Raw genomic sequence first — 25,210 nt, 5'->3', positions numbered from 1 at the left:
GAACTTCGGCAGTACGCCTGGATACCGGGCGGCGGCGCCAGTCAGTCAGTCAGTCGAGGTCGGCGGAAGATCCGGATAGCTTGGAACGCGCTTCTCCATCCGGGCCTGAATCGATTCGGTCACGTCCACCGGCTGGAGTGCCCCCGCCTGCCAGGTCGCCGTGTGTGCCAGCGCGTCGGAGACAGAGTGATCACGGGAGTAGAGCAGCATCTCCTTGCTCCCCCAGACCGCCATCGGACTGTTGGCGGCGATTTCCTCCGCGACCTCGCGCACACCGCGCAGCATCGCCTCCTGATCGGGATAGACCTCGTTCACGAGGCCGACGGTGAGCGCACGGTCGGCGGGAAGTCGGCGACCGGTGTAGACGAGCTCGCGCGCGACTCCCTCCGGAATTATCTTGGGGAGCCGTTGAAGTGTGCCGAGATCGGCAGTGATTCCGATCTTTGTCTCCTGGACGACAAAAAACGCGTCCACCGTGGCATAACGCATATCGCATGCGGTAACGAGATCGAGTCCGCCGCCGACACAACCGCCCTGCACGGCGGCGAGGACGGGAAAGCGCGCCCGTTCCAGCGCGGTGAGAGCGTCCTGCATGCGAAGAACAAGCGAGCGGCGGGCCATGTTGACGCGGGCCGGCTCGCCGTCCGGGAAAAGCTCGGTGCCGCCGAAGACATTCAGGTCCAGGCCCGCGGTGAAGTGCCGACCGGTCGACGATATTACGAGCGCCCGAACGCCTCCGTCCTGGTCGATTTTCGACACGGCCAGCGGAAGATCCTGCCAGAAATCAGACTGAAGCGTGTTGAGTTCTTCTGGCCTGGATAGGACGAGCCACGCGACCTTGTCGACCACGTCCATCTCGAAACTGCGGCTACCCACGAAGGACTCCCGAGGAAATTGTGGCCCGTCCGAATCTCCCCACCTTCTCCTATCGACACACCCGCCGCAAGATCACGCCTGGTGCGCCGACCGGCCTGGCAGCATGGCCACCAGGGCGGGGACATCTCCAAGCGATCGCAGTGTGTCGTTCAGGTGGGTGCAGGTGGACGTCCCGCGGAAGGTCGTGCCCACGACCTGCCGGGCGTCGGCGGCAGCGGTGCCAGCCAGTCGGGCCGCGCTCGCGGCCGCGAGCGGGCACTCGACCCAGGGCAGCACGCGAGGAGTCGACTCGATCTCGGTGAAGGTCAGTGTTCCCGAGTCGAGCGCCGCGTTCACCTCGTACTCGTGGATGACGGCCTCAGGTCCACCGTCGGACTGGTAGCTGTCTCGGAAGAACACGTCCAGCCGCAGTTCGTCGACACCGGTCGGGAGCAGGTCAAGACGGCGGGCCCGCCTCATGCCGTGTGGCGGCAGCCCGGCCAGTTCGTGCCATGCCATCGGATCGGCTGGCACCAGTACGGACGGCGCCGGTGGACCGGTGACCATGGGCGGGCCGTTCCCGTCCTCGATCGAGCCGATGATCGTCGCGTCGCGCGCCCAGCCTGCGCACTGATCGGCCTGTGCCAGCATGATTCGCCCATTGCCGTGGACAAGCCCCATGCGGGTTGTCGCGTAGCCGGAGACGAGCGAGGTCACCGGGGCGTCGTCAAGCAACGCGGCGAACAGCGGGTGGGTGGTGCGCAGCTCCGGCGCGATCTCGGCGAGGTGACGGCGGAAGCCGGATGTGGAACTGACGCCGACGAGGCCGGCCAGCGCGGGAACCTCTGGAACGGTCTCGACGCGCAGGATCTCGCGTCGCCCCTGAAAGGCGATCTCGAACCGGAACATCGCCTCGGCGATCACGGAGGCGGCGCCGTCGAGGCCGGTGACCAGGTCCCGACCGCGACCGATCATGATCACATTTCCGGTCGGGCCGTCTGGACGCGCCGAGTCGAGTGTGATCGTCCGTCGGACCGAACCGGGCCGGCGCGGAGGGCTGCCCACGGTCGGTTCCTGGATGCCGTGCCGCGGGTGCAGTGGCGGCTCCGCGGGCGGTGGGGCTACAAGTTCCCAGCTCGAGGCCATCCTGATCACCCTCCGCGGCTCGGGACTCGTCTAGCACGACACCTGGCGACGGCTACCCATTCCCGATTGGGACGGACAGGACGGACCGGGCAGGTCAGCGTGCCGCGTCGAGCACCGCGGGCCAGTGCGCCGGGTCGGAGCCGCCCGAGTCGTAAAGCGTGGTCCGGGCGTAGACGCCGCCGATCTTCTCGCTGAGCGCGCGGCCGACCTCCTCGGGGGTGCCGACGACGGAGAACTCGGCCAGCATCTCGTCGGTCACCAGGTCGGCCATGTCATCCCAGCGGCCCTGCTTGGAGAGAGCGGTCAGCTCGGGCTGCGCCTCGCCCCAGCCGTGCATGTCGAAGACCGCGCGGTAGGCGGGGGTGGACCCGTAGAAGGCGATCTGCTTCTTGGTGGCGGCCACCGACCGTCCCATCTCCTCAGCGGTCCGGCCGATGGTGACGAAGGAGGGCCCGCAGATCGTGAAGCCCTCCAGGTCGGCCTTGCCAGCCTTGGCCCGGCCGCGCAGCAGCGCGGGAATCGTCACCTCCTCGACGTAGCGCATGGTGCTGAAGGGATGGACGAAGAACCCGTCCGCGACCTCGCCGGCGACCTCGGTCATGCCGGGTCCCACCGCGGCGAGGTAGATCGGGGGCGGGCCGAAGGCGTGCGGCTTGGGGGTGAAGAACGGGGTCATGAGCGTGTGGGTGTAGAAGTCGCCACGGAAGTCCAGCTTCGTGCCGTTCTGCCAGCAGTCCCAGACCGTCCGGATCGCCAGGATGAGCTCACGCATGCGGGCGGCGGGGTGCGACCACGGCATCGAGAAGCGCTTCTCGATGTGCGGCTTGATCTGCGAGCCGAGGCCGAGGACGAACCGACCCTCGCTGTACTGCGCCAGGTCGTATCCCAGGTTCGCCAGCGTCATCGGCGTGCGGGCGAACGCGATCGCGATCGACGTCCCGACCGTCAGGGAGCTGGTCGCGGTCGCGGCCTGGAGGCACTGCATGAACGGGTCGTGCCGGGTCTCCCCGACCCAGGCGCCGGCGTACCCGTCCTTCTCGACCTGGGCGGCACTGGTCGAGGTCGAGGCGATGTCGTCAGACAGAGTGAAATCGATCTTCATCGCGTCTCCTCGTTGCAGTCCCCGGGCACGCCGCCGGTCATCAGGTTGGTGCCAGCGGACCGACGCAGGCAACCGATCCTGCCACCAGGTCCGTCGTGTGTACCGATCGGACCGATCTCGTCACGCACGGTATGAGATGCCCGCGCTCAGGGCACGTGAAAGACCGGAGGACACGTGAGGAGCACGCGCGAAGGAGGACAGGCGGCACAACCACCACTTCGATGGAGGGGATGACCTCATGAGTGCATCTACTGGCGCCGGCGGTCCGCGGCGTGAACGACGCGGCGGGCGCGCCGATCCGGACCTGCCCGGCGACTTCTCCACCCGATCAGGTGGGGATCTCCCATCGGGCAGGGAGATCACGGAGCATCCGAACGCCGGTACGAACGAACAGACGATCTTCGCGGATCGATCCCGGGCGCCCGAGCGCACCCACCAGAACCAGCCGGATCACCCGCGCGGTGATCACGCGCACGGCGGTCGGCCGGGCGCTGGCGGCAAAAAGGCCATCGGCGGCCCTGGGCTGGCGGCGAAAGCCGGTCCCGCGCTGCTGATGCTCGGGATCGGCTGGATCCTCTTCGCGCTGGCCATACCGATGTTCGGCCTCACCACCGGCAATTCGATCGCCAACCTGCTCGGGATCATGCTGTTGGTCGCAGCGGTCAGTGAGCTCGCCGCCGCGATGACGACCGCGGCGGACTGGCGCCCCACGCACGCCCTGCTGGCGCTGCTGTTCGTCATCGGCGGCATCGTCGCGCTCGCCTGGCCGGCGCCCACGCTCACCGTGGTGGCCCGCATGGTGGCGTGGTATCTGCTGGTCGCGGGCATCCACGCCATCGCGACGTCGTTCGCGCACCGACGCGTCGGCCGCGGTGGTCCGGCGTTCGGCACGGCGGCCGGGAACCTGCGTGGTGGGGCTCCGTGGTGGGCGCCGCTGGCGATCGGTGCATTCTCGATCGGCATCGCCTTCTGGGCGGCGGCGCACCACCACCCGACCTACTCGTTCGTCGTCCTGTGGGTCGCGCTGGCCGCGCTCGTCACCGGTCTTACCAAGTTGGCCGCGGCGTTCCACTCCAATGACCACGGCGAGGAGCAGGAGGTGGACTCGCTGACCGAGAGCGGCTTCAGCGGACGCGCCACCGCCGAGTCGGCGCGGTCGCAGGCACGTGGCGACGCCCGGGTCCGCGGTGGAACGTAGCCGAGTGGACCGTGGCTGGTCAGGAACCGCAGCTGATCAGAAGCGGAAAGCGGCGGCCGGGGATTCCCGGCCGCCAGGCACAACCCATGTCACAAGCGGGCGCATCGCCTGCCCGCGGTCCCCTAGGCTCGCGGGCGACGACCAACGACGACGGAGGCGGGCGCGGTGACGGCGGAGACCGACGAGAAGGAGATCCTGACCGAGATCCGCGACGGCGTCTCTGTCATCACGTTCAACCGACCGCAGGCACGCAACGCGGTGACCAGCACGATGGCGCTCGCGTATGCGGCCGCCCTGCGCGCGGCGGATGACGACCCGCAGGTCCGGGCAATCGTGGTCACCGGTGCCGGCGCGGGCTTCTGCGCCGGAGCCGATCTCGCGGTGCTGCGCGACGGCGCCGAAGCGATCAAGAAGTTCGTACCGGCCCGCGAGGACCTGCCGGCCCTCACGATGCGCCTGCGCAAGCCGGTGATCGCCGCGGTGAACGGCGCCGCGGTGGGCATCGGTTTCGCCTACATGATGGGCAGCGACATCCGCATCGCCGCCGAGTCAGCGAAGATCGCGACCGCGTTCTCCCGGCTCGGCCTGGCGGCGGAGTACGGCGTCTCCTGGCTGCTGCCGCGGGCCATCGGCCTCCAGCCGGCACTGGATCTCCTCCTCACCGGGCGGACCGTCGGCGCGCAGGAGGCCGCGAAGCTCGGGCTCGTCCACCAGGTCGTCCCCGACGGGACCGTGCTGGAGGCCGCGGTCGCCTACGCGAAGGACCTGGTCGACAACTGCTCGCCGTTCTCCCTGGCAATGATCAAGGAGCAGGTCTACCTGGACCTCGATCGTTCCCAGGACGACGCGCTGACCGACACGCTCCGCCGGATGGACATCGCCTTCGAGGGCCCGGGCCTCGCGGAGGCACTGACCGCGCGTACGGAGAAGCGGTCGGCCGTCTTCGACCCGCTCCCTACCCGGGAGGCGTGACGGCACCGGCGTCGCGGAAGGCCCGGCGGTAGGCCTGCGGGCTGGTGCCGACCAGCCGGCGGAACCCGTCCCGGAAGGCGGTGGGCGATCCGAAGCCGACCTGGGCGGCGATCCGCTCCACCGAGTGCCCGGTGGTCTCGAGCAGGTACTGCGCCTGGCGCAGGCGCACCCGGTGCAGCCACTGGGACGGGGTCGTACCCGTCTGCTCACGGAAGCGGCGGTTGAGCGTGCGCGGGCTCGTCATCGCCTGGGCGGCGAGGTCGTCCACGGTCAGCGGGCGGTGGCAGTTCGCCTCCATCCACCGCAGCAGCGGTTCGAGGACGGAGCCGTCCGGCGGCGGGCGGTCGCGGACGATGAACTGGGCCTGACCGCCTTCCCTGGCCAGCGGGACGACTGACAGCCGGGCGACGTCGGCCGCCACGGCGACCCCGTGGTCGGAGCGGATCATGTGCAGACACAGGTCGAGGCCGGCCGCGGCGCCGGCCGAGGTGAGGATCTGCCCGTTGTCGACGAACAGCACGTTCGGGTCCACCCGCACCGTGGGGTGACGGCGGGCGAGCTCCTCGGCGGCGATCCAGTGCGTGGTGGCGCGCAGACCGTCCAGCAGGCCGGTCTGCGCGAGCAGGAACGCCCCGCCGCAGACGGAGGCGATGCGGGTGCCACGCGCGGCGGCGGCCCGCAGCGCGACGACGGCCTCCTCCGGCAGGGGCCCGGCGTGCTCGCCGACGCCGGGGATGACGATCGTGTCGGCCTCGGCGAGCGTGTCCAGCCCCCAGGGGGCCCGCAGGGAGAACGCCCCGCCGTCCGCCTCGACGGCGCCGTTGACACTCCGGCCAGCGCAGATCCTCACCCGGTAGGCGGCCCGGCCGTCGGGTAGCCGGGCCCGGCCGAAGGTGTCGACCGGTACCGCCAGGTCGAAGGGGACCACGCCGTCGATGGCCAGGACCGCCACGGTGTGCATGGCAGGACGATAACCAGGCGACCGCTTCCCGCCAACGGGCGATCCTGCCGGTACCGCCCGTGACCTGAGCCGCGCCCACCGGGGTATTACGCCATGAAAAGGAAGTATCGATCGCCGACAGCTGTGGGTGTCAAGGGCAGAAGGGGTCGGACCACCCTGGCGGGAATCCGTCGACAGCTGGCGCTCCCGCCACTCACGGGAATGGTGACTGGACGCCTAGCGTGGCGGTTGCCGACTCCTCCGGCTGCCCCCGCACTCCCAGGACGGACCCGTGACCACATTCCTGCTGAGCGTCCACGTACTCGTAGCGATCATCGCCATCGGCCCGGTGACGGTCGCGGCGAGCATGTACGCGCCGGCGGTGCGGGCGGCGCTGCGCGACCCCGGCGACGTCCGGGCTACCGGAGTGGTCGAGACTCTGCACCGCATCTGCAACGTCTATGCCGCGATCGGCATCACAGTGCCGATCTTCGGCTTCGCCACCGCCGCGAGCATGGACGTCCTCGGTGACCCGTGGCTCGTCGCCTCGATCATCCTGACGGGGCTGGCGGCGGTGCTGCTGGCGACGGCGGTCCTCCCCTGGCAGCGGCAGCTTCTGGAGGAGATCGCCCCGGGCGAGGGCACCGGGCCGGCCGGTGCCGGGCCCGTGCGTCAGGCGGCCATCGCCGCCCGGACGAAGCGGCTCGCGATGACCACCGGCATGTTCAGCCTGCTGTGGGCCGTGGTCACCGTGCTGATGATCGCCCGGCCGGGGTCGACCACAGGCGTCTGACCTTCGAGCGGGTCGCGCCGGGCCGGCAGGCCGGGCAGCCAGGCAGGCCAGGCAGGCGGATCAGCGCGACCGGGGCGGCGGCACGGTGTCGAGGCGGTCGAGGATCTGGCCGCAGATGGCGGCGAGCTGGTCGAGCTGGTCCCGCGCGAGCGCCTCCACGACCAGGTCGCGCACGGTCTCGACGTGGCCGGGAGCGGAGGCGGCCAGCTTCGCGAAACCGGTGTCGGTCAGCGTGGCGTTCGTGACTCTCCCGTCGGCCGCGCACGGGGCGCGGCGCACCCAGCCCTTGTCCTCGAGGCGCTTGACCGCGTGCGAGAGCCTGGACAGCGAGCCGCAGGTGAACTGGGCGAGCCGGGCCATCGCGAGCGTCCGGTTCGGCGCCTCCGACAGCCCGACGAGCACCGAGTACTCGAAGTGGCTCAGCCCGGCGTCCCGGCGGAGCTGCGTGTCGAGGGCGGCGGGCAGCCGGGTCATGACACCGATCAGACCCCGCCAGGCGGCCCGTTCGTCGGCGTCGAGCCAACGCGGCTCGGCGGCCGGCGTCGCCGCCTCGCCGAACACCGGCTCGCCGGACGTCGCCTCCCCGGGCGGGGCAGCCTCCCCGGGCGGGGCGGGCGGCTCCGTCCGTCCGCCGCCGGGGTCGCGGTCCGCCTCCCGGCGCCCCGCGCCATCCGACCCGTGACCTGCGTGCGCGTTCAAGCTGTCTGCCTGTGCCTTCCGACTCGAGGTGCCGACCCGTGGACGGCGGCCCGGCCGGCGTCCCGTGGACGTCCGCCGCACCCCCTTGTCTACGACTTCGGCGGGTTCGGACCGCCGCCGCCGCCGGATGACCTGTGACACTCCCGGAACCGGAGCCCACCATGGCCCGAGGCGCCGGTCGTCGCCGCGGCCGAGGGCTACATGATGGGACTTGCCCAAACGATCGTTCCAGGTCGCCCGAGTCGCACGGCGGCGGGACGGGGCCGGCCGCGCAGGACGGCCGCCGCCCCGGCCGGCAGTCACGCGGCGGGCGGGAGGAGTCGTCCCGGATGGAACCCCTCCGCGCGGATGATCCCCGGACCACCGGCGGATACCGGCTGCTCGGCCTGCTCGGTGCCGGCGGGATGGGCCGGGTGTACCTGGCCCGGAGCCCGGGCGGGCGCACTGTCGCCGTCAAGGTGATCCGGCCGGAGTTCGCCGGCGACCCGACGTTCCGGACCCGCTTCCGCCGCGAGGTCGAGGCGGCCCGCCGGGTCGGCGGCTCCTGGACCGCGCCGGTGATCGACGCCGACCCGGATGCCGAGCAGCCCTATCTGGTCACCGGTTACGTCCCGGGGCCGTCCCTGCTGGAGGCGGTGCGCCGACGCGGCCCACTGCCGGTGTCGACCGTGCGAGCACTGGGTGCCGGCCTCGCCGAGGCCCTGAGTGCCGTGCACGCCGCCGGCCTGGTGCACCGCGATCTCAAGCCCTCGAACGTGCTGCTCGGCCTCGACGGGCCACGGGTCATCGACTTCGGGATCTCCCGCGCGTTCGACGCCACCGTGCTCACCCACTCGGGGTCCGCGATCGGCTCGCCGGCCTTCATGTCACCCGAGCAGATCGGCGGGCGGGACGTCGGGCCGGCCAGCGACGTCTTCGCCCTCGGTTCGGTGCTCGTCTTCGCCGCGACGGGGTCGGGCCCGTTCTCGGGCAGCGGGATGCCCGCGGTGATGTACGGCATCCTGACGGGCGAGCCGCGGCTCGACGCGGTCCCGGCCGAGTTGCGTGCCGTCGTGGACGCCTGCCTGCGCAAGGCGCCGGCTGAGCGCCCGGGGCCGCTCGGCGTGCTCGCGGAGCTCGCGCCGGGCGGCGGCGCCGCGGGGCTGATCACCACCGGATGGCTGCCGCAGGATCTGGTCACCGGGCTGAGCCGGCAGGCCGTCGCGCTCCTCGACCTGGACGCCCCCGTCATCACCTCGACCAACGACCACCCCACGCCCGAAGATCACAACCGGGCACAGCCCTGGCCGCCGGCGCCGGCCATGCCGACCACACCGACACGGGCCACACCGTCGGGCGCATCGCGGGCCACACCACCAGGCGCACCGCCCGCACCGTCGGGTGCCCCGGTCGGACCCGTCGCCAGGCCGGGCGGTGGGCGGCGCGCACTCGTGACCGTCGCCGCCCTGGGTGTCGTGTGCCTCGCCGTGATCGTGACGGCTGTCATGACGGTCGCCCTACGCGGCTCGGACAGCGACACGGGCGCCGGCACGGGCGCCGAGGTGAGTCCCGGGACGACCGCCGGGCTCGGCTCCCTGACCGACCTGCTCGACCATTCGACCGCGGATCCGTCCGCCGGCGGACCGCCAACGCCTTCGGGCGGGTCCGGTCCCACGGTGCCCGGGGCCCTGCCGGCCGGGTACGCCGGGACCTGGGAGGGGCCGATCACCTCGCGGCTGGGGGTCGCGCAGGACGTCGTGATCACGTTGCGGCCCGGTGAGAGCGGCCAGACCGTGGGCCACGCCGAGGTCACGCTGGTCGGGCTGGGGGCGTTGGGAGGCGGCGCGCCGATCCGGTGCGTCGGCGACCAGCAGCTCGTGGGGATCAGCGGCGCGGCGGGCTCCGGGCCCGAGGTCGTTCTGCGCGACATCGGCGGCTCGGGCGACAACCCCACCCTGCTGGGCCTGCCGGTGTGCACGAGCGGCGGCACGACCAGGCTGCGCCTCGCACCCGACGGCGCGCTCGAGTACCGGTCCGAGGACGAGGCCGGTGGCCGCCCGGCGGGCAGCCTGCGCCACCGGCCCTGACCCGCTCAGCCGGGTGCCACCCCCTCGATACGGGCGACGTTGAACTCACGCTGCGCCTCGCGGAGGTGGCACCAGGAGTCGAGCCGGCCGCCGAGCAGCTCCACCGGTGCGATCGGACGGCTGGTCCGCCGTTCGAACCGGTCCCGGTAGATGATCGTCACGATCTCGCCGTGGTCGAGCGCGGCGGCGAGGAGCTGCCGTTCGGCGAGGGTGAGCCGCGGGTTCAGCCGGCCGAGCTGGCGCACGACGCGTGGGTCGGCACGGGAGGCGTCGCCGGCGCCGGACCGGTTCGCGAGGATGCGCCGCGCCACGTCCACCGGAGCCACCCACCCGCCGTCCCCGCCCCGGTCCCCCGCGCCGCCCCGGTTCCCAACCCCAGCCCGGTTACCAGCCCCGTTCCCAACGCCGCCGCCGTTCCCAGCGGCGCCGCCCGCCAAAGCCGTCGCCGGACCGCCCGGCCGCCGGTGGAGGACGACGGTGCCGTGCTCGTCCTCGACCACCGGGGCCATGCCCGCGGCGCGCAGGCGTTCGGCCACCTCCCGCGCGTCCGTACCGCACGCGGCGACGGTCGGCGCCAGCCGCCGCAGACCCAGCGACCGCAGCGCGCGGGTCGCCAGGATCTCGCTGATCGTCGCCTCGTCCGCGACCACCGTGGCCCGTACCGCCCGCGCGCGGATGTGCCCGTGACGGCGGGCGACGTCCGCGACGAGGTACTCGAGCCCCTGGGGTACCCCGTACGCGGCGCCGGCGCGCAGTTCGTCGAGCAGTTCCCGCTCGCTCCAGCCGACGTCCAGCGCGCCGCGGACACTCGCCGGGGTGAAACGCCAGGTTCCGGCCGTGCCGCGCGACTCCGAGACGGCGGCGTCGGCGAGCAGGCGGGCGATCGCGTGGTTGGGCTGGCCGGCGACGGTCGCGGTCAGGTCGGACTGCAGGATCATCGTGGACGCGTCGCGTGGCAGGGCGGGACCGCACCGGCCGGCCAGCTCGTCCACCAGCGGCCCGAGGGTTCCGGTGACGAACCCGGTCAGGGTCGGCGTCGGGAAGCCGAACTGGTGGGCCCGCATCTGCCCGGTCGGGTCGACCGGCGCCGCCGCGGTGACCTCGCAGAGGGCGACACCGAGGTCGGAGACGGTGTCCCCGGCGGCGACGCCGAGCAGTTCGGCCTCCCGGACGGCGGCTCGACGCTTGTTCGCCAGCTGGGGCCGGTCATAGCCGTGCAACGGCAGGAACCACTCGAGGTGCCGGCCCGTGGCGGCCAGCGACCGCCCGGGGCCGGCCGTGGTCAGCAGCGTCCGGCGCACCCGGCCCGCGCCGGAGGCGAGCGGGAGCGGCGGCGGCTGGTCCCGGCCACTGTCGATCTCGCGGTGTGTCGGCGACTGGTCGAGGAGGAACCAGGCCAGCGCGAGCACCGCCCAGCGACGTCCGACGTCCGACCCGCGCCAGCCGGGGTACTCACCGGTCGGCGCGTAGCCGCCGTCCTCGTGGGCCAGTAGGCCGGCGGCGTGGGCGACGTCGATCCAGAGCGGGAGCTCGTCCTCCGGGAGCGAGAGGGTCCGCGCCAGCCGGGCACGTTCCCGGGTGCCGATGCCGCCCTTCTTCAGCGCCACGAGGGGGGTCCGTTCCGCCTCGGCGAGCAGCGCCGAGACCGAGCGCAGGGCGTGCCCGGCGGCGGCCTGGATCCCGGCGGCGAACGCCTCGTCCGCGCGGTCCGTATCCGCCGGGCGCAGGCTCGGCGGTCCGGTCAGCCGGACCTGCGGGTCGGCCGCCCAGAGAACGGCCACGACCTCCCGGGGCACCTCGAGCTCACCGCCGACGGGCAGGAACAGCCCGGACTCGACGAGCACCCCGACCGCGGCCTCCTCCGGCACTTCGTCCACTTCGCCATCGAGGCTGTCGGGGTCGTCGAGGTCCTCGGGCCTGTCGCCGGTCACCAGGCCGATCGGGTCACGGACCAGCGCGGCCAGCAGGTCGCGGGCCGCGGGAGGCAGCCGCCGCACCGCGGTGGCGACACCGCCCGGGTCGGCCATCAGCTGCCCGACGACGCGGGCGGCCCGCTCCCGGGTCGTGGACGAGGTGATCCGGGCCCCGGGGACGAGCCCGCGGGCGGCGCGGCGCAGGTCGGCGACGGAGGCGGCCGTGATGAGCTCCGCGGCCGGGCGCCAGACGGCGATCTCGTCGTCCCACAGCCGCCGGAACGGCTCGAAGGCGTGGACGACCCCGTCGTTCTCCCAGAGCAGCGCCCGCCGGCTGATCGGGCGCAGCGCCGCGCGGATGCCGTCCCCGGACCCGCCGAGCAGCGCCACCAACCGGTCCAGCGGGACGGGCGGGCCCAGCGTCATGACGGCGTCGCAGAGCAGGAGCCCGTCGCGGTCCAGATCGTTGAGGGCGATGAGCATCGAGGCCGCGTCCCCGAGCCGGCGCACGAGCTCACCGACGCCGCGCGGCGGATCCTCGAGGACGTCCGGGCGCGCCCGGAGGACAGCGGTGAGGGCCGCCTCGTCCAGGCCCTGGAGGAAGTCGAGGTAGCTGTCGGCCGACCCGCGCGGTTCCCGCAGGGCCGCCGCCCGCCGTTCAGCCATGTGACGCTCCCTCGTCGATTCGGCCCTGCCAGCTCGTCGCCGCCGGTTCGGTCCTGCCGGCTTGTCGGCATTCCCGTGGCATCGCCGGCCGCCGGCCGGTCCGAGCCATTGTGCAATCCGGTGGCGGGCGGTGTCGGCTCCGGGCGGCGGAGGACCGGGAACGGAACACGGAAGACCGTGAAGGGCAGGGGCGGCGTGGTCCGGCGCGGCATAGCGTCGGCAGGGTGACATCTCGCTTCCCGGCGCACTGGGCGGCGGACGGCGTTCTTGCCGACGGCGCTCCCGTCCAGCTGCGCCCCGTGCTGGACACCGACGGCCCGGGGCTGGCCGAACTGCGGGCCGGCCTGTCCGCCACGGACGTCGCGCGCCTGCCCGCGCGGTGGGCGGAGCGTTCCCCGGACGAGCTGGCCAGGCACCTCACCACAGCCGGTGAACCGACCTCCGCCGGTGACGCCGGTGACGCCCGGGAGGGCGGGCGGCTCGCCGTCGCGGCCGTGCTGCGCGGACGTCTGGTCGGAGCGGCGGACTACGAACGGATCACCGGCTCCGACGACGCGGTGGTCGCGCTCGTCGTCGAGGCGGCGCTGCGCGGGCGCGGGCTCGGGTTGCTGGTGCTCGAGCATCTGATCGCCGCGGCCCGCGAGCGCGGGGTGCGCCACCTCGTCGCCGATCTGCGCGCGGGCGACGACCGGGCGCTGCGGGTCTTCCACGCCGCGGGTTTCGCCGGCGCCGAGACCCGCTCGCGCGGCCCCCGGCCGGACGGCGCCGGTGGCGTGCGGGTGGTGTTCCCGACGGCGCAGACTCCGCGCACCCGGGGCATCTCCCGGGCGTTGGAGCAGCGCGCGGAGGCGCGGAGCATCGCGCGGCTGCTCACACCGCGCACGGTCGCGGTCCTCGGCGCGAGCCGCCAGCCCGGCAGCGCCGGCCACGAGGTGTTCCGTCGGCTGCTGGCCAGCGACTTCCACGGCCCGGTCTACCCGGTCAACCCGACGGCGCGGCAGATCGCCTCGGTCTACGCCTATCCGGACGTCCGCGAGATCCCCGACGCGGTCGACCTCGCCGTGATCGCCGTCCCGGCACCGGCCGTGGCCGACGCGGTACGGGCCTGCGCGGAGAAGGACGTCCGTGGCCTGATCGTCGTCTCGGCCGGGTTCGCCGAGGCCGGTCCCGAGGGACGGGCCCGGCTCGCCGAGGTCACCCGGCTGGCCCGCGAGTCCGGAATGCGGCTGATCGGCCCGAACGCGATGGGTGTGATCAACACCGATCCGGCGGTCCGCCTGCACGCCACCTTCGCGGCCGGCGACCCGCCGGTGGGACGGGTCGGCGCCTTCGCCCAGTCGGGGGCGCTGGCCGGGACCTTCCTCACCGAGGCGTCCCGGCGCGCGATCGGCCTGTCCACGTTCGTCTCCACCGGGGACCGCTCGGACGTCTCGGCCAACGACGTGCTCCAGTACTGGCAGTCGGACCCGCGCACCGATGTGATCATGCTGCACCTGCAGGGGTTCGGCAACCCGCGCAAGTTCGCCCGGATCGCCCGGCGGGTGGGCCGGCGCAAGCCGGTGATCGCGCTGAAGAGCGGGCGCAGCGCCGCCGACCCGGCCCTGGACGCCCTGTTCACCAGCGCCGGAGTCATCCGGGTGGACACGTTGAGCCAACTGTTCGACCTGGCCGGGCTGCTGGCGTCGCAGCCACTGCCCGCCGGGCGGCGGGTCGGCGTCGTGGGGACGTCCAGCGCGCTCGCCGCCCTGGCGACGGACGCCTGCCGAACGGCCGGCCTGGAGGTACCGCCCTTCTCCGCCGCCACGGCGGAGGCGTTGAGCGACCCGCTCGGCCGCCCGGAGCCGGCCAACCCGGTGGACCTGGGCGCGATGGCCACGCCGGAACGGTTCGAGCGCGCGCTGCGCGCGGTCGCCGCCAGCGCGGACGTCGACGCCGTGCTGGCGCTGATCACCCCGCACCCGGCCGTCGAGGAGCTCGCGCGGGCCGTGCGAGCCGTCGCGGGCTCCGGCCGGATGCCCGTGGTGGCCTCCTACCTCGGGCACGACGGGATGCCGTCCGCGCTGGCCGCCCCAGGCGACGCCGAGGGCACCGTGACACCCGCGCCCGGCTCCGTACCGTCGTTCGCCTCCCCCGAGTCGGCGGCGCTCGCCCTCGCCCGGGCGGCGGGCCACGCGGCCTGGCGCAGCCGTGAGCAGGGCGCCGTCCCCGCGCTCGACCGGCTCGACCTGGACCGCGCGCGCCGCGCGGCGGACGCCGGCCCGACGGACGGGACCTGGCTGTCCCAGGAACTGGTCGGCGACATCCTGGGCGGGGTGGGGCTGGCGGTCTGGCCCAGCGAGCCGGTGACGACCGCCGCCCAGGCCCTGGACGCGGCCGGGCGGCTCGGCTGGCCCGTCGCGCTGAAGATCGCCGACGAGCGCTTCCGCGGGCGACTGGACGTCGGTGCCGTCCAGCTGGGCATCGCGGAACCCGGCGCGCTCGCGGAGGCCTGGCGCACGATCCGGGCCGCGGTCGGACCGGGCGACATGGTCGTCCAGCCGATGGCACCGGCCGGGGTGTCGACCGTGGTCCGGATGACCCAGGACCCGGCGATCGGGCCGCTGCTGTCGCTGCGCCTCGGCGGGGCCGTCGCGGACCTGCTGGTCGACCCGCTGGCCCGGGCGCTGCCGATCACCGACCGGGACGCCGCCGAGATGGTGCGGGGCATCCGCGGCGCGGTACTGCTCGTCGGCGGCGCCGGCACCCCGGCGGCGGACACGGCCGCCCTGGAGGACGTGCTGCACCGGCTGGCCCGCCTCGCCGAGGAGGTTCCGGCGGTCGCCGAGGTGCTCCTGGACCCGGTGCTCGTCGGCCGGCCCGGCGTGGTCCTGCTGCATGCCGGCGTCCGCCTGCTCCCACCGGGAACCGATCCCGAGTCACTGCCCCGGCGGATGACGGGCTCCGGCGTCGAGTACTTCCGCTAGCACCGCGCGGTATCCGAGTATGGGGCCTCGCGTCAGGCGACGGAGTCCGTCAGGCGACGGAATGCGTCACGGTGCAGGAGTCAGGTGCCGACGACCACCTGCGGCGGCACGGTGACGGTCACGGTGCCGAGCTGCGCGGTGAGCGTGCCACCGCCGTTCCGGCGCTCCTCGCCGCGCCGGGCGTCAGCCGCCGGCTCGCCGCGCGTTCCCGGGACGGGGACCACCACCGACGGCCCCTCCTGATCAATTCCGGGGCCATCCAGCCGCGGAACGCTCACTGTCAGTCCCTAAACTTCCCAAAGGGGAGAACTGATGATGCATGATAGGGAGGTATAGGGGTGGCGACGACGGAGATCGGTCCGGAGATGGAGAAGTCGATGAAGGAGAACGGCATCATGCCCACGGGCGCCCGGCCGACCACCGCCGCGGTCGCGCCCGAGGAGATCACCCTCGGGGCGGTGCCGCCCGCCGGGGCCGGGACCGGTCCCGCGGAGATCGCCCCGGGCGAGCCTGAGCCCGACGGGATCGAGCACCTGGGCGACACACCCGTCCTCGTCTGCTCCCCGGGCGGCCCGGTGGTGCGTTCCGAACAGGACGCGCTGGACGTCATCGGAACAGCGCTCCATCTCGGAGCCACCTGGGCGGTGGTCCCGGTCACGCGGCTCGCTCCGGATTTCTTCGACCTACGCGGCGGCCTCGCCGGGCAGGTCCTGCAGAAGTTCGTCAACTACCGGATCGGGCTGGCTGTCGTGGGTGACATCTCGGCGTACACCGCGGGCAGCGGCGCGCTACGGGACCTGGTGCGCGAGTCCAACCGGAGGACGCACGCCTGGTTCCTCCCCGACCTGGACGCCGTCCGTTCCCGGCTCGCCCCGCCCGACAGAAGAACCTCCTGATCAACCTGATCGACGTTCGTCGGCGACGCGCCCACCCAGGGTTTTGCTCACCATTTCGTATCCCGCTCGCCCTTTTGGAGCCGATCACGGCCAGATCTCATCCCGACAGGACGAGCGGGATACCAAACGACGAGCTGGGAGCGATTCAGGCACCCGGGTTCGCGCCGGGCACCCTCCCGAAAGAAGCGGTCGCCTTCATGGCAGATACGACGCCGCTTTCTCGGCGCACTCCCCGGCAGATGTCACACAAGACAACCTCTGATCGGACGGGCCCCGACAGACTCCTCTTCCGACTACACCACCTAAATCGTCCGATGTATAGTGACCTCGCTGACTGGCGACTTCTCGCGGCTGTTCCTCGAGACGGTCGTTGCTTCGACATCCGCTGTGGCGGCCGCGAGACGGGTGGACTGGGATGCTCAGCGTGGAGCGGGTGCGCCCCGCCTACGTCCAGGTTGCGGTGCAGCTACAGGAACTGATCGTGCGCGGTGATCTGACCGCCGGTCAGCGCCTGCCCGTCGAGGCCGAGCTGTCGACGATGTTCGGCGTCAGCCGGAGCACGGTCCGCGAGGCGCTGCGGCTGCTGTCGTCCCAGCACCTGGTCGAGACGCGGCGGGGGGTCCACGGCGGCACCTTCGTCGCGGCGCCGGACACCGGTCTGATGGGCGATTTCCTTGAGACCGGCCTCGGTCTGCTCTCGGGCGCCGACCTGGTCAGCGTGGAACAGCTGCTCGAGGCCTGCGACCTGTTCGAGGTCCCGGCCGCCCGGCTGGCCGCCGTCCGGCGGACACCCGCCCAGCTCGAGACGATCCGGAAGGCGACGACGACCGCCGAGCGGATCGACGATCCGGTCGAACGGTACGAGGGCGACAACGGATTCCATGCCGCAATCCTGGCCGCCTGCGGCAATCCCCTGCTGAATCTGGTGGCGACACCGGTCTTCAGTGTTCTGCGGACCCGCTTCCAGCGCTCGGGCGTCAACGCCGCGTTCTGGGAAAACTCCGCCCGGCAGCATCATGAGATCTACGCGGCCATCGAACACGGCGACGCGGAACAGGCCGGCGTTCTGATGCGAGCCCACATAGCCGAGCTGCGCGTTCTTGTTCCCGGCGCGGTGGAGGCCACGACTTTCGATGCTCCGGCCGTTCCGGCTGGGGAGACCCCGATCACCGAGGCCCGCTGAGTACGAAATCGAGGAACGCCCCGTCGAGGCCCGCGGAGCCCGCGGAACGTCGGTCGCGGGGCCGCATAGGGTTGCGGGCAGTGGCGGATCAGGCGCGCGCCAGGCTGGACGGGCCGCGGGCGACGGAGGAGACGGCGTGGATCTCGAACTGGCGGGCAAGGTCGTCCTGATCACCGGCGGCTCGGACGGTCTCGGTGCCGCGCTGGTGCGCGCTCTCGCCGTCGAGGGGGCGCGTGTCGCGTTCTGCGCCCGCGACGCGGACCGCCTCAACCGCCTCGCCGCCGAGGTGGCATCGTCCGCCGCGGCCGGTGCCGAGCTGCTGCCCGTGCCCGCGGACGTCACCCGCCCGGCCGATCTGGAGCGGTTCGTCGAGCAGGCCGTCGGCCGCTGGGGGCGGATCGACGGCCTGGTGAACAACGCCGGGCGCAGCGCCGCCGGGCCGTTCGCCTCGCACACCGACGAGGTCTGGGACGCCGACCTGCAGCTCAAGGTGCACAGCACCGTCCGGCTGACCCGGTTGGCGCTGCCGCACCTGCGCGCGGCGGGGGGCGGGTCCGTGATCAACACGCTGGCCATCGCCGCGAAGACCCCCGGCGCCGGGACGACCCCCACCTCGGTCTCCCGCGCGGCCGGGCTGGCCCTGACCAAGGCGCTGTCCAAGGAACTCGGCCCGGACGGAATCCGGGTGAACGCGGTGCTGATCGGCCTGCTGGAGAGCGGCCAGTGGGACCGCCAGGCCGCCGAGCGCGGCATCGGCGTGGACGAGCTGTACGCCGAGCTGGGCCGGGGCGCCGGCATCCCCCTCGGACGGGTGGGCCGGGCTCAGGACTTCGCCGACCTCGCGGCCTTCCTGCTCTCCCCCCGCTCCGGCTACCTGACCGGCGTCGGCATCAACCTCGACGGCGGCCTCTCGCCGGCGCCCTGATTGCCGGCACCAGGAATCCCCGTCGCCGGGAAAAAGCGGCGATCGCACGCTTTAACACGCTCGACCCGGGCAGCAGACGAGTGAACCCCGAGGTCGACCCGCAGCGTGGAGGAACACCGTGACCCTGATAAACAGCCTGCTCGAAGGTCTCGACGACGGCGACCGCGACCGGACGGTCGGGCTCATCAACAGCAGCATCAGCGCCGACCTGGAGAACGTCGCCGCCGGCGCCGGCCCGGCCCGGCAGGTGGACGTCGGCACCCGCTCGCGGGCCCGCCGCTCCGGGGGCGGATCGCGCTCCGGCTCCCACTCCAAGTCCGGGCGCTGAACCGCCCGAACCCACGGCTCCGACCCACACCCCACCAGGACAACACTCCGAAAAAACAGGGACAACACACCAGAAACTTGGCGAGGTCATCGGATCCTCCGGCGTGGACAGTTCGAGATGTCCGATTGCGGTACTAGGTTCTGGTCGTTCGGCCCGCCCCCTTGTTCCGACGGGCCGTCCGCGTCTCCCGGCGACCGCCCGCGGGACGCGCCGACCGCCCGGAACCACACGCCCTCCCCGGCCTGTGGCGGCCCGATGCCTGGGGGAAGATGCGCCTCGTCCACGCCGCGGACATCCATCTCGACAGCCCGCTGCGAGGGCTGACCCGGCTGGGTGACGGCGACCTGGCCCACCTGCTGCGGCAGGCGACCCGGCGGGCTCTGGCGAACCTCGTCGATCTCAGCGTCGACCGGGCCGCCGACGCGCTCCTGCTCGCCGGGGACGTCTACGACGGAACCTGGCGGGACTACGCGACCGGCCGTTTCTTCGTCGAGCAGATGGGCCGCCTGCGCGACGCCGGCATCCCCGTCTACATGATCTCCGGCAACCACGACGCGGAGAGCGAGATCACCCGGTCGTTGACGCTGCCGCCCAACGTCCGGGTGTTCGCCTCCGACCAGCCGGGCACGCACGTCGCCGACGACCTCGGGCTGGCCGTGCACGGGCAGAGCTACGCGACCGCCGCCGTCCACGACAATCTCGTCCAGCGCTATCCGGACGCCGTGGCCGGGCTGGTGAACGTCGGCCTGCTGCACACCGCCGCCGACGGCGCCGAGGGCCATGCCAACTACGCTCCATGCTCGGCGGACGACCTGGCCCGCACGGGCTACGACTACTTCGCTCTCGGCCACGTCCACTCACATCGCGTCGTGCACGGCGGCCCGCCGCCCGACGGCGTGCTTTCCGACGGCGTGCCTTCCGGCGGCGCGGCCACCCGGGGGGACCGGCCCGGGGGCCACCAGGTCGCGGCGTTCAGCGGCAACCTCCAGGGCCGCACCCCCCGGGAGAGCGGGCCGAAGGGCGCGCTCGTGGTCGAGGTCTCCCAGGACGGCCCCACCCGGATCGAGCACGTCCCCTGCGACGTGGCCCGCTGGGCCGTCCTCACCGTGGACGCCACCGGTGCCGACACCCTCGACGACATCCTGGGCCGGGTCACGACCGAGCTGCGGACGGCGCGGGACTCCGCGGGCGACCGCCCGGTCGTCGCCCGCACCGTGCTCACCGGCGTGTCGCGGGCCGCCGCGGGTCTCGCCGACGCCGAACGGTTGCGGGAGGAGCTCCGTACGGTCGCCGACGGCCTGCAGGTCTGCCTGGAGAAGATCGTCAATCGGGTGAGCGACCCGCGGCCGGCCGGGGCCGTCGACCCCGAGCTGCTCTCCGCCGTACGCGCGGCCTGCGACGATCTGGGCGCCCGCCCGGGGGACCTCGCGCGCTGGATCGGCCCGCTGGACCGTGAGGTCGGGCGGCTGCTGCGCGGAGCCGACCTGCTCGACCTGGGCGATCCCCGCACGCTCGCCGACCTGGCCCGGCGTGCCGGGGACGGCCTGCTCGCACGCCTCTCCGGGGACGACACCTGATGCGGGTCCGCGCGCTCGGCCTGGACCGTTACGGTGCCTTCGAGGACCGCCGGGTCGAGTTCGGCCGTGGGCTGACACTGGTCGTCGGCGCGAACGAGGCCGGCAAGTCGACGATGCTCGACGCTCTGTCGGACCTGCTCTGGACCTTCCGTGGCACCCGGCGGAGTTTCCAGTTCGGCCAGGGCGCACTGAGCCTGACGGCCGACCTCGAACTGCCCGCGGCGCCTTCGGCCGGGGCCGCTTCGGCCGGGGCGACGCCGCCGGTGAGGGTCGAGGTGAGGCGTCGCAACAGCGGTCTGCAGACCGTGGATGACGGCGCGGTCTTCCTCCCCCCGTGGGGTTCCGGCGGGGCCGACGCCCGCCGGCGCTGGCGGCAGGCGTTCGGGCTGTCCCACACCGAGTTGCGGGCGGGCGGCGCGAGCGTCTTCGAGGGCACCGGCGATCTGGCGGAGCTCGTCTTCACCGCGCGCAGTGGGCGGGCGGTCCGCGGCCTGCTCGACACACTCGCCGCGGAGATGGACTCCCTTTACAAGGCCCACCGCAACAACAAGAACGTCCAGGTCCGCACCGCGCTGGCGGACTACGAGCGGCTGGCCGCGCAGGCGGCGTCCGCCATGACCCGCGCGGCCCATGTCGAGGACGCCCGCCGGGAGCAGGCACTGCGCCGCCGGGACGCGCAGACGGCCGCGGCGGCCACCCGGGCCGCCGCCGACCGCCGGTCCCGCCTGGAGCGGTGGGCGCGCGCCGCCCCGCACGCCCGGGAACTGATCAGGCTCCGGGAACGCCACGCCACGCTGCTCGCCGCGGGCGTGGCCCTCACCGCCGAGCAGACGGCGCTGTTCGACGCCAGCGTGCGGGAGGCCGCGGCGGCCGAGGCCGACCTCGACCGGCTGACCGCCGACCTGCTCGACCGCCGGGCCGCGCGGGAGGCGCTGACGACCGACGAGTCCGGGCTCGCCGACGGCGAGATGATCACCCGCCTGGAGCAGTCCCGCGTGGCACGGCTCGGCGACGGTACCGAGGCCCGCGCGCTCGAGAGTGAGGCCGGACGCCACGCGGACTCCGCCCGTCTGCTCCTGCTCGACCTGGCCGGCCCGGACGACCCACGCACCGCCGCCGAGCTCCTGGCCGACCTGCACGTGCCACGGGACATCTCCGCCCAGCTCGACGCGCTCGCCGTGACCGCCGGGGAGTTGACCGACGAGCTGCGCCGCGCCGAGGACGCGCTCGCCACCGCCCGCCTGCGCCGCGACGGCGCCGACCAGTCCCCGGGCCACGACCCGGCGTCCGTCAGCCAGTTGAAGGCGGTGCTCACCGCGATAGCCGGCGACGGGTCGGCGACCGCGCTGACCAGGGCAGCCGTCGACGAGGTGGCCCGCGCGGTCCGCGACCGCCGGGAGGCGATGCGCCGGGCCGGTGCCCGCGACCCGGACGGACCCCCACCCGCGATGCCCGGGCGCGACGAGATCCGGCTGGCGCGCGACCGGCTCGACACCGCGGAGGTGGCACTCGCCCGGCGCGAGGAGGAACTCGTCGACGCCACCCGGGACCTCGAGCTCGCGCAGAGCCGGGTCGCTGACGCCGACGGCCGTGACCTCCCGGACCAGGCCACGTTGGACCGGGCCCGCGCGACCCGCGAGGAGCTCTGGAACCTGCTGGTCGACGCGGCCGGCAGCCAGCCGCCGGCGACCCCGGCCCCGGTCCTGGCCCCGGCCGGCGGTGGGCTCACCCCACAGCGGGCTCGCGAGCTGCTGCCGGTCATCGCCGCCGGAATCGCCCGCGCCGACGAGGTCGCGGATCAGCTCATCCGCCATGCCGACCTGGCCGCCCGGCGAGCCCAGCTGCACCGGGACGCCGACCTCGCGCGGGAACGGGCCTCCGTGGCGCTCGCGGCCACCGCGACCGCCACGGAGGAAGCCGACCGAGCCCGCGCGGCGTGGGAGGGCCAGTGGCGCGAGCCGGGTCTGGCCGTACCCTCGCGGGCGGACGCCGACGACGTCCAGCGGGCCGTTGACGAGGCGCACCGGGCGCACGCGGAGCTGCTCGCCGCCGAGATCCGCATCGCCCGGCTGGGTGAGCAGGCCGGCGCCCAGCGGACCGCGCTCGCCCAGGCACTCGCCGAGATCGGCCTCGCCCGGGTGGACGCCGACCTCGACAGCCTCCTCACCTGCGCCCAGACCGTCCTCGCGGACGACGACCTCGCCCAGGTCCGCCGGGCCGACGCCACCCACTTCGGGCGGGCCGTCGAGGAGGCCGAACGCGAACGGGACAAGCGGCGGGAGGAGCTGCTCGGCGCCGAGGCCGACTGGGACGTCCTCGTCCGGGCGGCCGGGCTGGCGTCGGTCACCGACCCGCGGGGCTGGACCGAACGGCGTGGCGTGCTCGCCCGGGCCGCGGCCCTGCACGAGCAGGCCGACCGGGCGGCGCGGGACGCCGAGCGCGCCGCCGGCCGCCATCGCGCGTTCGCCACGGAGGTCCACGAGCTCGCGGCCCGACACGGCCTCCTGTGCCGCTCGCGTGGCGAGCACTCCGGCCCGCCCGACGAGGCCGGCCCGCCCGACGAGGCCCACGAGGCCGGCGAGCTGGCCGATCTGCTCGATCAGCTCAGCGCACGGCACCGGGCGAGCATCGAGAGCCGTACCCGTCGCACGGAGATCGACCAGGCGGTCGCCACGCTGAACACCCGGGTCACCGCCGCGACGCTGCTTCGGGACAGCGCCACTGGCCGCCTGGACGACCTGCGCGCGCAGGTCGTCCTCGCACCCGGGGAGGAGCTGTCCGGCGCCGCGGACCGTGGCCGGGACCTCGCCGGGATCACGGCGGCGATGACCGCCACCGAGGGCCTGCTGCGTGCCGCGGCGCCCGACGACGACCTCGAGACCGCTGTCGACGCGTTGGCCGCGAGCACCGACGAGGACCTCGCCGCCGACCTCGCCGCCGCCCGCGACGAGCACGAGCGCCGCACGGCCGCTCAGACAGCGGCCTGGACGGCCGTCGGGACGGTCGAGCGACATCTGCGCGATCTTGAGAGCGGCGCGGCGACCGGCGAGCTGCACGCCCGTGCCCAGGAGTCGCTGGCGCTCGTGGCGGAGACAGCGGAGCGCTACGTCATCGCGCGCATTCAGTACGAGACGCTCGGTCGCGAGCTGGAGTCCTATGAGCGTCGTCACGCGTCCCCGCTGCTCGCGGACGCGGGACGCCTGCTCGAACGGCTCACCGAGGGCCGCTACGTCGCCCTGCGGGCCATCGATCGCGGCGACGGTGCCCGGACGCTGCGGGTCATCCGCGCCGACGAGGACGAGCTCGGCCCGGGCGAGCTCTCGGAGGGCACGGCCGACCAGGTGTTCCTGGCCCTGCGCCTGGCCGCGATCGACCAGCTCCAGCGGGAGCGGATCGGCCGCGGCGAGCCGACGCTGCCGGTCGTGCTCGACGACGTCCTGATGACGTTCGACGACACGCGGGCCGAGGCGGCGCTCCGGGTGCTGGCCGAGATCGCCGGACGCTGGCAGATCATTCTGCTGACGCATCACGCGCATCTCACCGACCTGGCCCGAGCGGTGTGTGCGCGGCCGCCCGCCGACAGCCCCGGGCTGGTCGACGACAACGACGCCACGCCTGACGACGACGACGACGAGCCGATCACGATCAGCTACCTGCCGGGGGCGAACGTGCTCACGTCCACCAGGGACGCGGAGCAGATCCGGACACTGGCCACGCAGGTGGTCCCACCCGACCCCGGGGCCGCCGGTGAGCCCGGCGGCGCCCCGACCCCCACCACGACGGCCGCGAGCGGGGGCGGGAACGGGGCCGCCGGCCGGGACGCCGGGAGGATCCGTGTCTGGGCCCGCCAGAACGGATTCGAGGTCGGCGACCGCGGCCGCATCCCCCGGGAGATCCTCGACGCGTTCGCCCAGGCGCACTCCGCCTGATCCCCGCCCGGACACCCGGACCGGCACCAGAAGACCCGGCGGCGGCGGGCGGCGGGGTGGCGGGCCGGTACCGTCGGATGCGGCGGTCGGACTTCCAGGCCGTGAGCCGGCCGGCCAGCCACGGCGGGTCCGGCGGGACCGCCCGCGCGACGGCTTTGCAGCGGAACCACAGACCGGAGGCAGGAACCCGCGATGACCGGGAGCCAGAAGATCGCATATCAGGGCGAGCCGGGGGCCAACTCCCACATCGCCTGCCGCGACGTCTACCCCGACTTCGAGGCGGTGCCCTTCCAGACCTTCGAGGAGTGCTTCACCGCGCTGGAGGACGGCGCGGTCGGCCTGGCGATGATCCCGGTGGAGAACTCGACCGCGGGCCGGGTCGCCGACATCCACCATCTGCTGCCGAACTCGTCCGTACACATTATCGGCGAGTTCTTCCTGCCCATACGTCATCAGCTCCTCGGGCTCCCGCGGGCGACCATGGATGATCTGAAGACCGTGCACAGCCATCCGCAGGCCCTGGCCCAGTGCCGCAACGCGATCCGCGGGCTCGGCCTCACCGCCGTACCGGCCGCGGACACCGCGGGCAGCGCCCGCGAGGTCGCCGAGTGGGGTGATGTGACGAAGGCGGCCGTCGCCTCGCGGCTGGCAGCCGAGGAGTACGGCCTGCGGGTGCTCCGGCCCGACCTCGAGGACGAGGATCACAACACGACCCGGTTCCTCATCCTGTCGAACGAGCGCCTGCGGGCCGCGGCCGGTGTCGGGCCGATCGTGACCACCTTCGTGTTCAAGGTGCGCAACATGCCCGCCGCCCTGTACAAGGCGCTCGGCGGTTTCGCCACGAACGGCATCAACATGACGAAGCTCGAAAGCTGCATGATCAGCGGTGAGTTCGTGGCGACGCAGTTCCTCGCCGACATCGAGGGCAGCCCGGAGGATCCCGCGGTGGAACGCGCCTTCGCCGAACTCGGGTTCTTCGCCGACTACCGCATTCTCGGGGTCTACCGTGCCAGTCGGTATCGCGAACGCTTCGACCCCCTGCGGCTGAGCTCGTAACCG

Annotated in this window: 19 protein-coding genes; 12 read left to right on the top strand and 7 right to left on the bottom strand. The window is 73.5% G+C overall.

Features of this window, described 5'->3' with window-relative positions; genetic code table 11:
- Positions 1-45: 45 nt before the first annotated feature.
- From B056_RS0117945 to B056_RS0117935, 3 genes are all read right to left on the bottom strand, one after another.
- The gene (locus B056_RS0117945) at positions 46-876 is read right to left on the bottom strand and encodes a crotonase/enoyl-CoA hydratase family protein (protein WP_018503249.1); all 831 of its coding nucleotides are present in this window, start codon (positions 874-876) and stop codon (positions 46-48) included.
- A gap of 72 nt (positions 877-948) precedes the next feature.
- On the bottom strand, positions 949-1,830 hold the full coding sequence (locus B056_RS0117940) for a DUF2889 domain-containing protein (RefSeq protein WP_230203051.1): 882 nt from the start codon (positions 1,828-1,830) through the stop codon (positions 949-951).
- 265 nt (positions 1,831-2,095) lie between these two features.
- Positions 2,096-3,103 (bottom strand): LLM class F420-dependent oxidoreductase, encoded by a 1,008-nt coding sequence (locus B056_RS0117935; protein ID WP_018503247.1) that lies wholly within the window; start codon positions 3,101-3,103, stop codon positions 2,096-2,098.
- A 238-nt stretch (positions 3,104-3,341) separates the two neighbouring features.
- Here B056_RS0117935 and B056_RS0117930 point away from each other — a divergent pair, with 238 nt between their 5' ends.
- Together B056_RS0117930 and B056_RS0117925 are read left to right on the top strand one after the other, a co-directional pair.
- Entirely contained in the window at positions 3,342-4,301 is a 960-nt protein-coding gene (locus tag B056_RS0117930; protein ID WP_018503246.1) for an HdeD family acid-resistance protein, read from the top strand.
- Positions 4,302-4,466: 165 nt separating this feature from the next.
- The gene (locus tag B056_RS0117925) at positions 4,467-5,273 is read left to right on the top strand and encodes an enoyl-CoA hydratase-related protein (RefSeq protein ID WP_018503245.1); all 807 of its coding nucleotides are present in this window, start codon (positions 4,467-4,469) and stop codon (positions 5,271-5,273) included.
- Here B056_RS0117925 and B056_RS0117920 read toward each other — a convergent pair.
- Positions 5,257-6,234: a GlxA family transcriptional regulator gene (locus B056_RS0117920; RefSeq protein WP_018503244.1), complete on the bottom strand. Its 978-nt coding sequence runs from the start codon at positions 6,232-6,234 to the stop codon at positions 5,257-5,259. The genes B056_RS0117925 and B056_RS0117920 overlap by 17 nt on opposite strands.
- A gap of 271 nt (positions 6,235-6,505) precedes the next feature.
- Here B056_RS0117920 and B056_RS0117915 point away from each other — a divergent pair, with 271 nt between their 5' ends.
- Positions 6,506-7,006, top strand: coding sequence for a hypothetical protein (locus tag B056_RS0117915; protein ID WP_018503243.1), 501 nt, complete (start codon positions 6,506-6,508; stop codon positions 7,004-7,006).
- A gap of 60 nt (positions 7,007-7,066) precedes the next feature.
- Here B056_RS0117915 and B056_RS0117910 read toward each other — a convergent pair whose 3' ends face one another.
- Complete coding sequence (locus tag B056_RS0117910; RefSeq protein WP_018503242.1) at positions 7,067-7,567, bottom strand: MarR family winged helix-turn-helix transcriptional regulator; 501 nt, start codon at positions 7,565-7,567, stop codon at positions 7,067-7,069.
- Positions 7,568-8,034: 467 nt separating this feature from the next.
- Here B056_RS0117910 and B056_RS0117905 point away from each other — a divergent pair, with 467 nt between their 5' ends.
- On the top strand, positions 8,035-9,771 hold the full coding sequence (locus B056_RS0117905) for a serine/threonine-protein kinase (RefSeq protein WP_018503241.1): 1,737 nt from the start codon (positions 8,035-8,037) through the stop codon (positions 9,769-9,771).
- Positions 9,772-9,776: 5 nt separating this feature from the next.
- Here B056_RS0117905 and B056_RS0117900 read toward each other — a convergent pair whose 3' ends face one another.
- A complete protein-coding gene (locus B056_RS0117900) occupies positions 9,777-12,350 on the bottom strand; it encodes a helicase-associated domain-containing protein (protein ID WP_018503240.1) in 2,574 nt (857 codons plus the stop codon).
- 224 nt (positions 12,351-12,574) lie between these two features.
- Between B056_RS0117900 and B056_RS0117895 the strand changes: the two genes are divergently transcribed.
- A complete protein-coding gene (locus B056_RS0117895) occupies positions 12,575-15,313 on the top strand; it encodes a bifunctional acetate--CoA ligase family protein/GNAT family N-acetyltransferase (protein ID WP_026239822.1) in 2,739 nt (912 codons plus the stop codon).
- 80 nt (positions 15,314-15,393) lie between these two features.
- Here B056_RS0117895 and B056_RS42865 read toward each other — a convergent pair whose 3' ends face one another.
- Positions 15,394-15,591: a hypothetical protein gene (locus tag B056_RS42865; protein ID WP_154677095.1), complete on the bottom strand. Its 198-nt coding sequence runs from the start codon at positions 15,589-15,591 to the stop codon at positions 15,394-15,396.
- Positions 15,592-15,651: 60 nt separating this feature from the next.
- Between B056_RS42865 and B056_RS0117885 the strand changes: the two genes are divergently transcribed.
- From B056_RS0117885 to B056_RS0117855, 7 genes are all read left to right on the top strand, one after another.
- The gene (locus B056_RS0117885; protein WP_018503237.1) at positions 15,652-16,209 is read left to right on the top strand and encodes a DUF4180 domain-containing protein; all 558 of its coding nucleotides are present in this window, start codon (positions 15,652-15,654) and stop codon (positions 16,207-16,209) included.
- A gap of 415 nt (positions 16,210-16,624) precedes the next feature.
- Positions 16,625-17,392 (top strand): FadR/GntR family transcriptional regulator, encoded by a 768-nt coding sequence (locus tag B056_RS37020; RefSeq protein ID WP_018503236.1) that lies wholly within the window; start codon positions 16,625-16,627, stop codon positions 17,390-17,392.
- A 136-nt stretch (positions 17,393-17,528) separates the two neighbouring features.
- Positions 17,529-18,317 (top strand): SDR family oxidoreductase, encoded by a 789-nt coding sequence (locus tag B056_RS0117875; RefSeq protein WP_018503235.1) that lies wholly within the window; start codon positions 17,529-17,531, stop codon positions 18,315-18,317.
- A gap of 118 nt (positions 18,318-18,435) precedes the next feature.
- Positions 18,436-18,645 (top strand): hypothetical protein, encoded by a 210-nt coding sequence (locus B056_RS0117870; protein WP_018503234.1) that lies wholly within the window; start codon positions 18,436-18,438, stop codon positions 18,643-18,645.
- Between the two features lie 269 nt (positions 18,646-18,914).
- Positions 18,915-20,222: a metallophosphoesterase family protein gene (locus tag B056_RS0117865; protein WP_018503233.1), complete on the top strand. Its 1,308-nt coding sequence runs from the start codon at positions 18,915-18,917 to the stop codon at positions 20,220-20,222.
- Positions 20,222-24,151, top strand: coding sequence for an AAA family ATPase (locus B056_RS0117860; protein WP_018503232.1), 3,930 nt, complete (start codon positions 20,222-20,224; stop codon positions 24,149-24,151). The genes B056_RS0117865 and B056_RS0117860 overlap by 1 nt, the downstream gene beginning before the upstream one ends.
- Positions 24,152-24,343: 192 nt before the next feature.
- Positions 24,344-25,207: a prephenate dehydratase gene (locus tag B056_RS0117855; RefSeq protein WP_018503231.1), complete on the top strand. Its 864-nt coding sequence runs from the start codon at positions 24,344-24,346 to the stop codon at positions 25,205-25,207.
- The last annotated feature ends 3 nt before the right edge of the window (positions 25,208-25,210 follow it).

This window comes from Parafrankia discariae (assembly GCF_000373365.1).
In the GTDB taxonomy this organism is placed as follows: Bacteria; Actinomycetota; Actinomycetes; order Frankiales; family Frankiaceae; genus Parafrankia; species Parafrankia discariae.
The sequence above is the reverse complement of the archived record's forward strand: the minus strand, read 5'-3'. Positions and strand labels throughout refer to the sequence as shown.

What these genes read in the sequence shown, in the direction of transcription:
- B056_RS0117940 (WP_230203051.1), bottom strand. Translation starts at nt 1,830, where the DNA reads ATGATCGGTCGCGGTCGGGACCTGGTCACCGGCCTCGACGGCGCCGCC.
- B056_RS0117935 (WP_018503247.1), bottom strand. Translation starts at nt 3,103, where the DNA reads ATGAAGATCGATTTCACTCTGTCTGACGACATCGCCTCGACCTCGACC.
- B056_RS0117930 (WP_018503246.1), top strand. Translation starts at nt 3,342, where the DNA reads ATGAGTGCATCTACTGGCGCCGGCGGTCCGCGGCGTGAACGACGCGGC.
- B056_RS0117920 (WP_018503244.1), bottom strand. Translation starts at nt 6,234, where the DNA reads ATGCACACCGTGGCGGTCCTGGCCATCGACGGCGTGGTCCCCTTCGAC.
- B056_RS0117905 (WP_018503241.1), top strand. Translation starts at nt 8,035, where the DNA reads ATGGAACCCCTCCGCGCGGATGATCCCCGGACCACCGGCGGATACCGG.
- B056_RS0117900 (WP_018503240.1), bottom strand. Translation starts at nt 12,350, where the DNA reads ATGGCTGAACGGCGGGCGGCGGCCCTGCGGGAACCGCGCGGGTCGGCC.
- B056_RS37020 (WP_018503236.1), top strand. Translation starts at nt 16,625, where the DNA reads ATGCTCAGCGTGGAGCGGGTGCGCCCCGCCTACGTCCAGGTTGCGGTG.
- B056_RS0117865 (WP_018503233.1), top strand. Translation starts at nt 18,915, where the DNA reads ATGCGCCTCGTCCACGCCGCGGACATCCATCTCGACAGCCCGCTGCGA.
- B056_RS0117860 (WP_018503232.1), top strand. Translation starts at nt 20,222, where the DNA reads ATGCGGGTCCGCGCGCTCGGCCTGGACCGTTACGGTGCCTTCGAGGAC.
- B056_RS0117855 (WP_018503231.1), top strand. Translation starts at nt 24,344, where the DNA reads ATGACCGGGAGCCAGAAGATCGCATATCAGGGCGAGCCGGGGGCCAAC.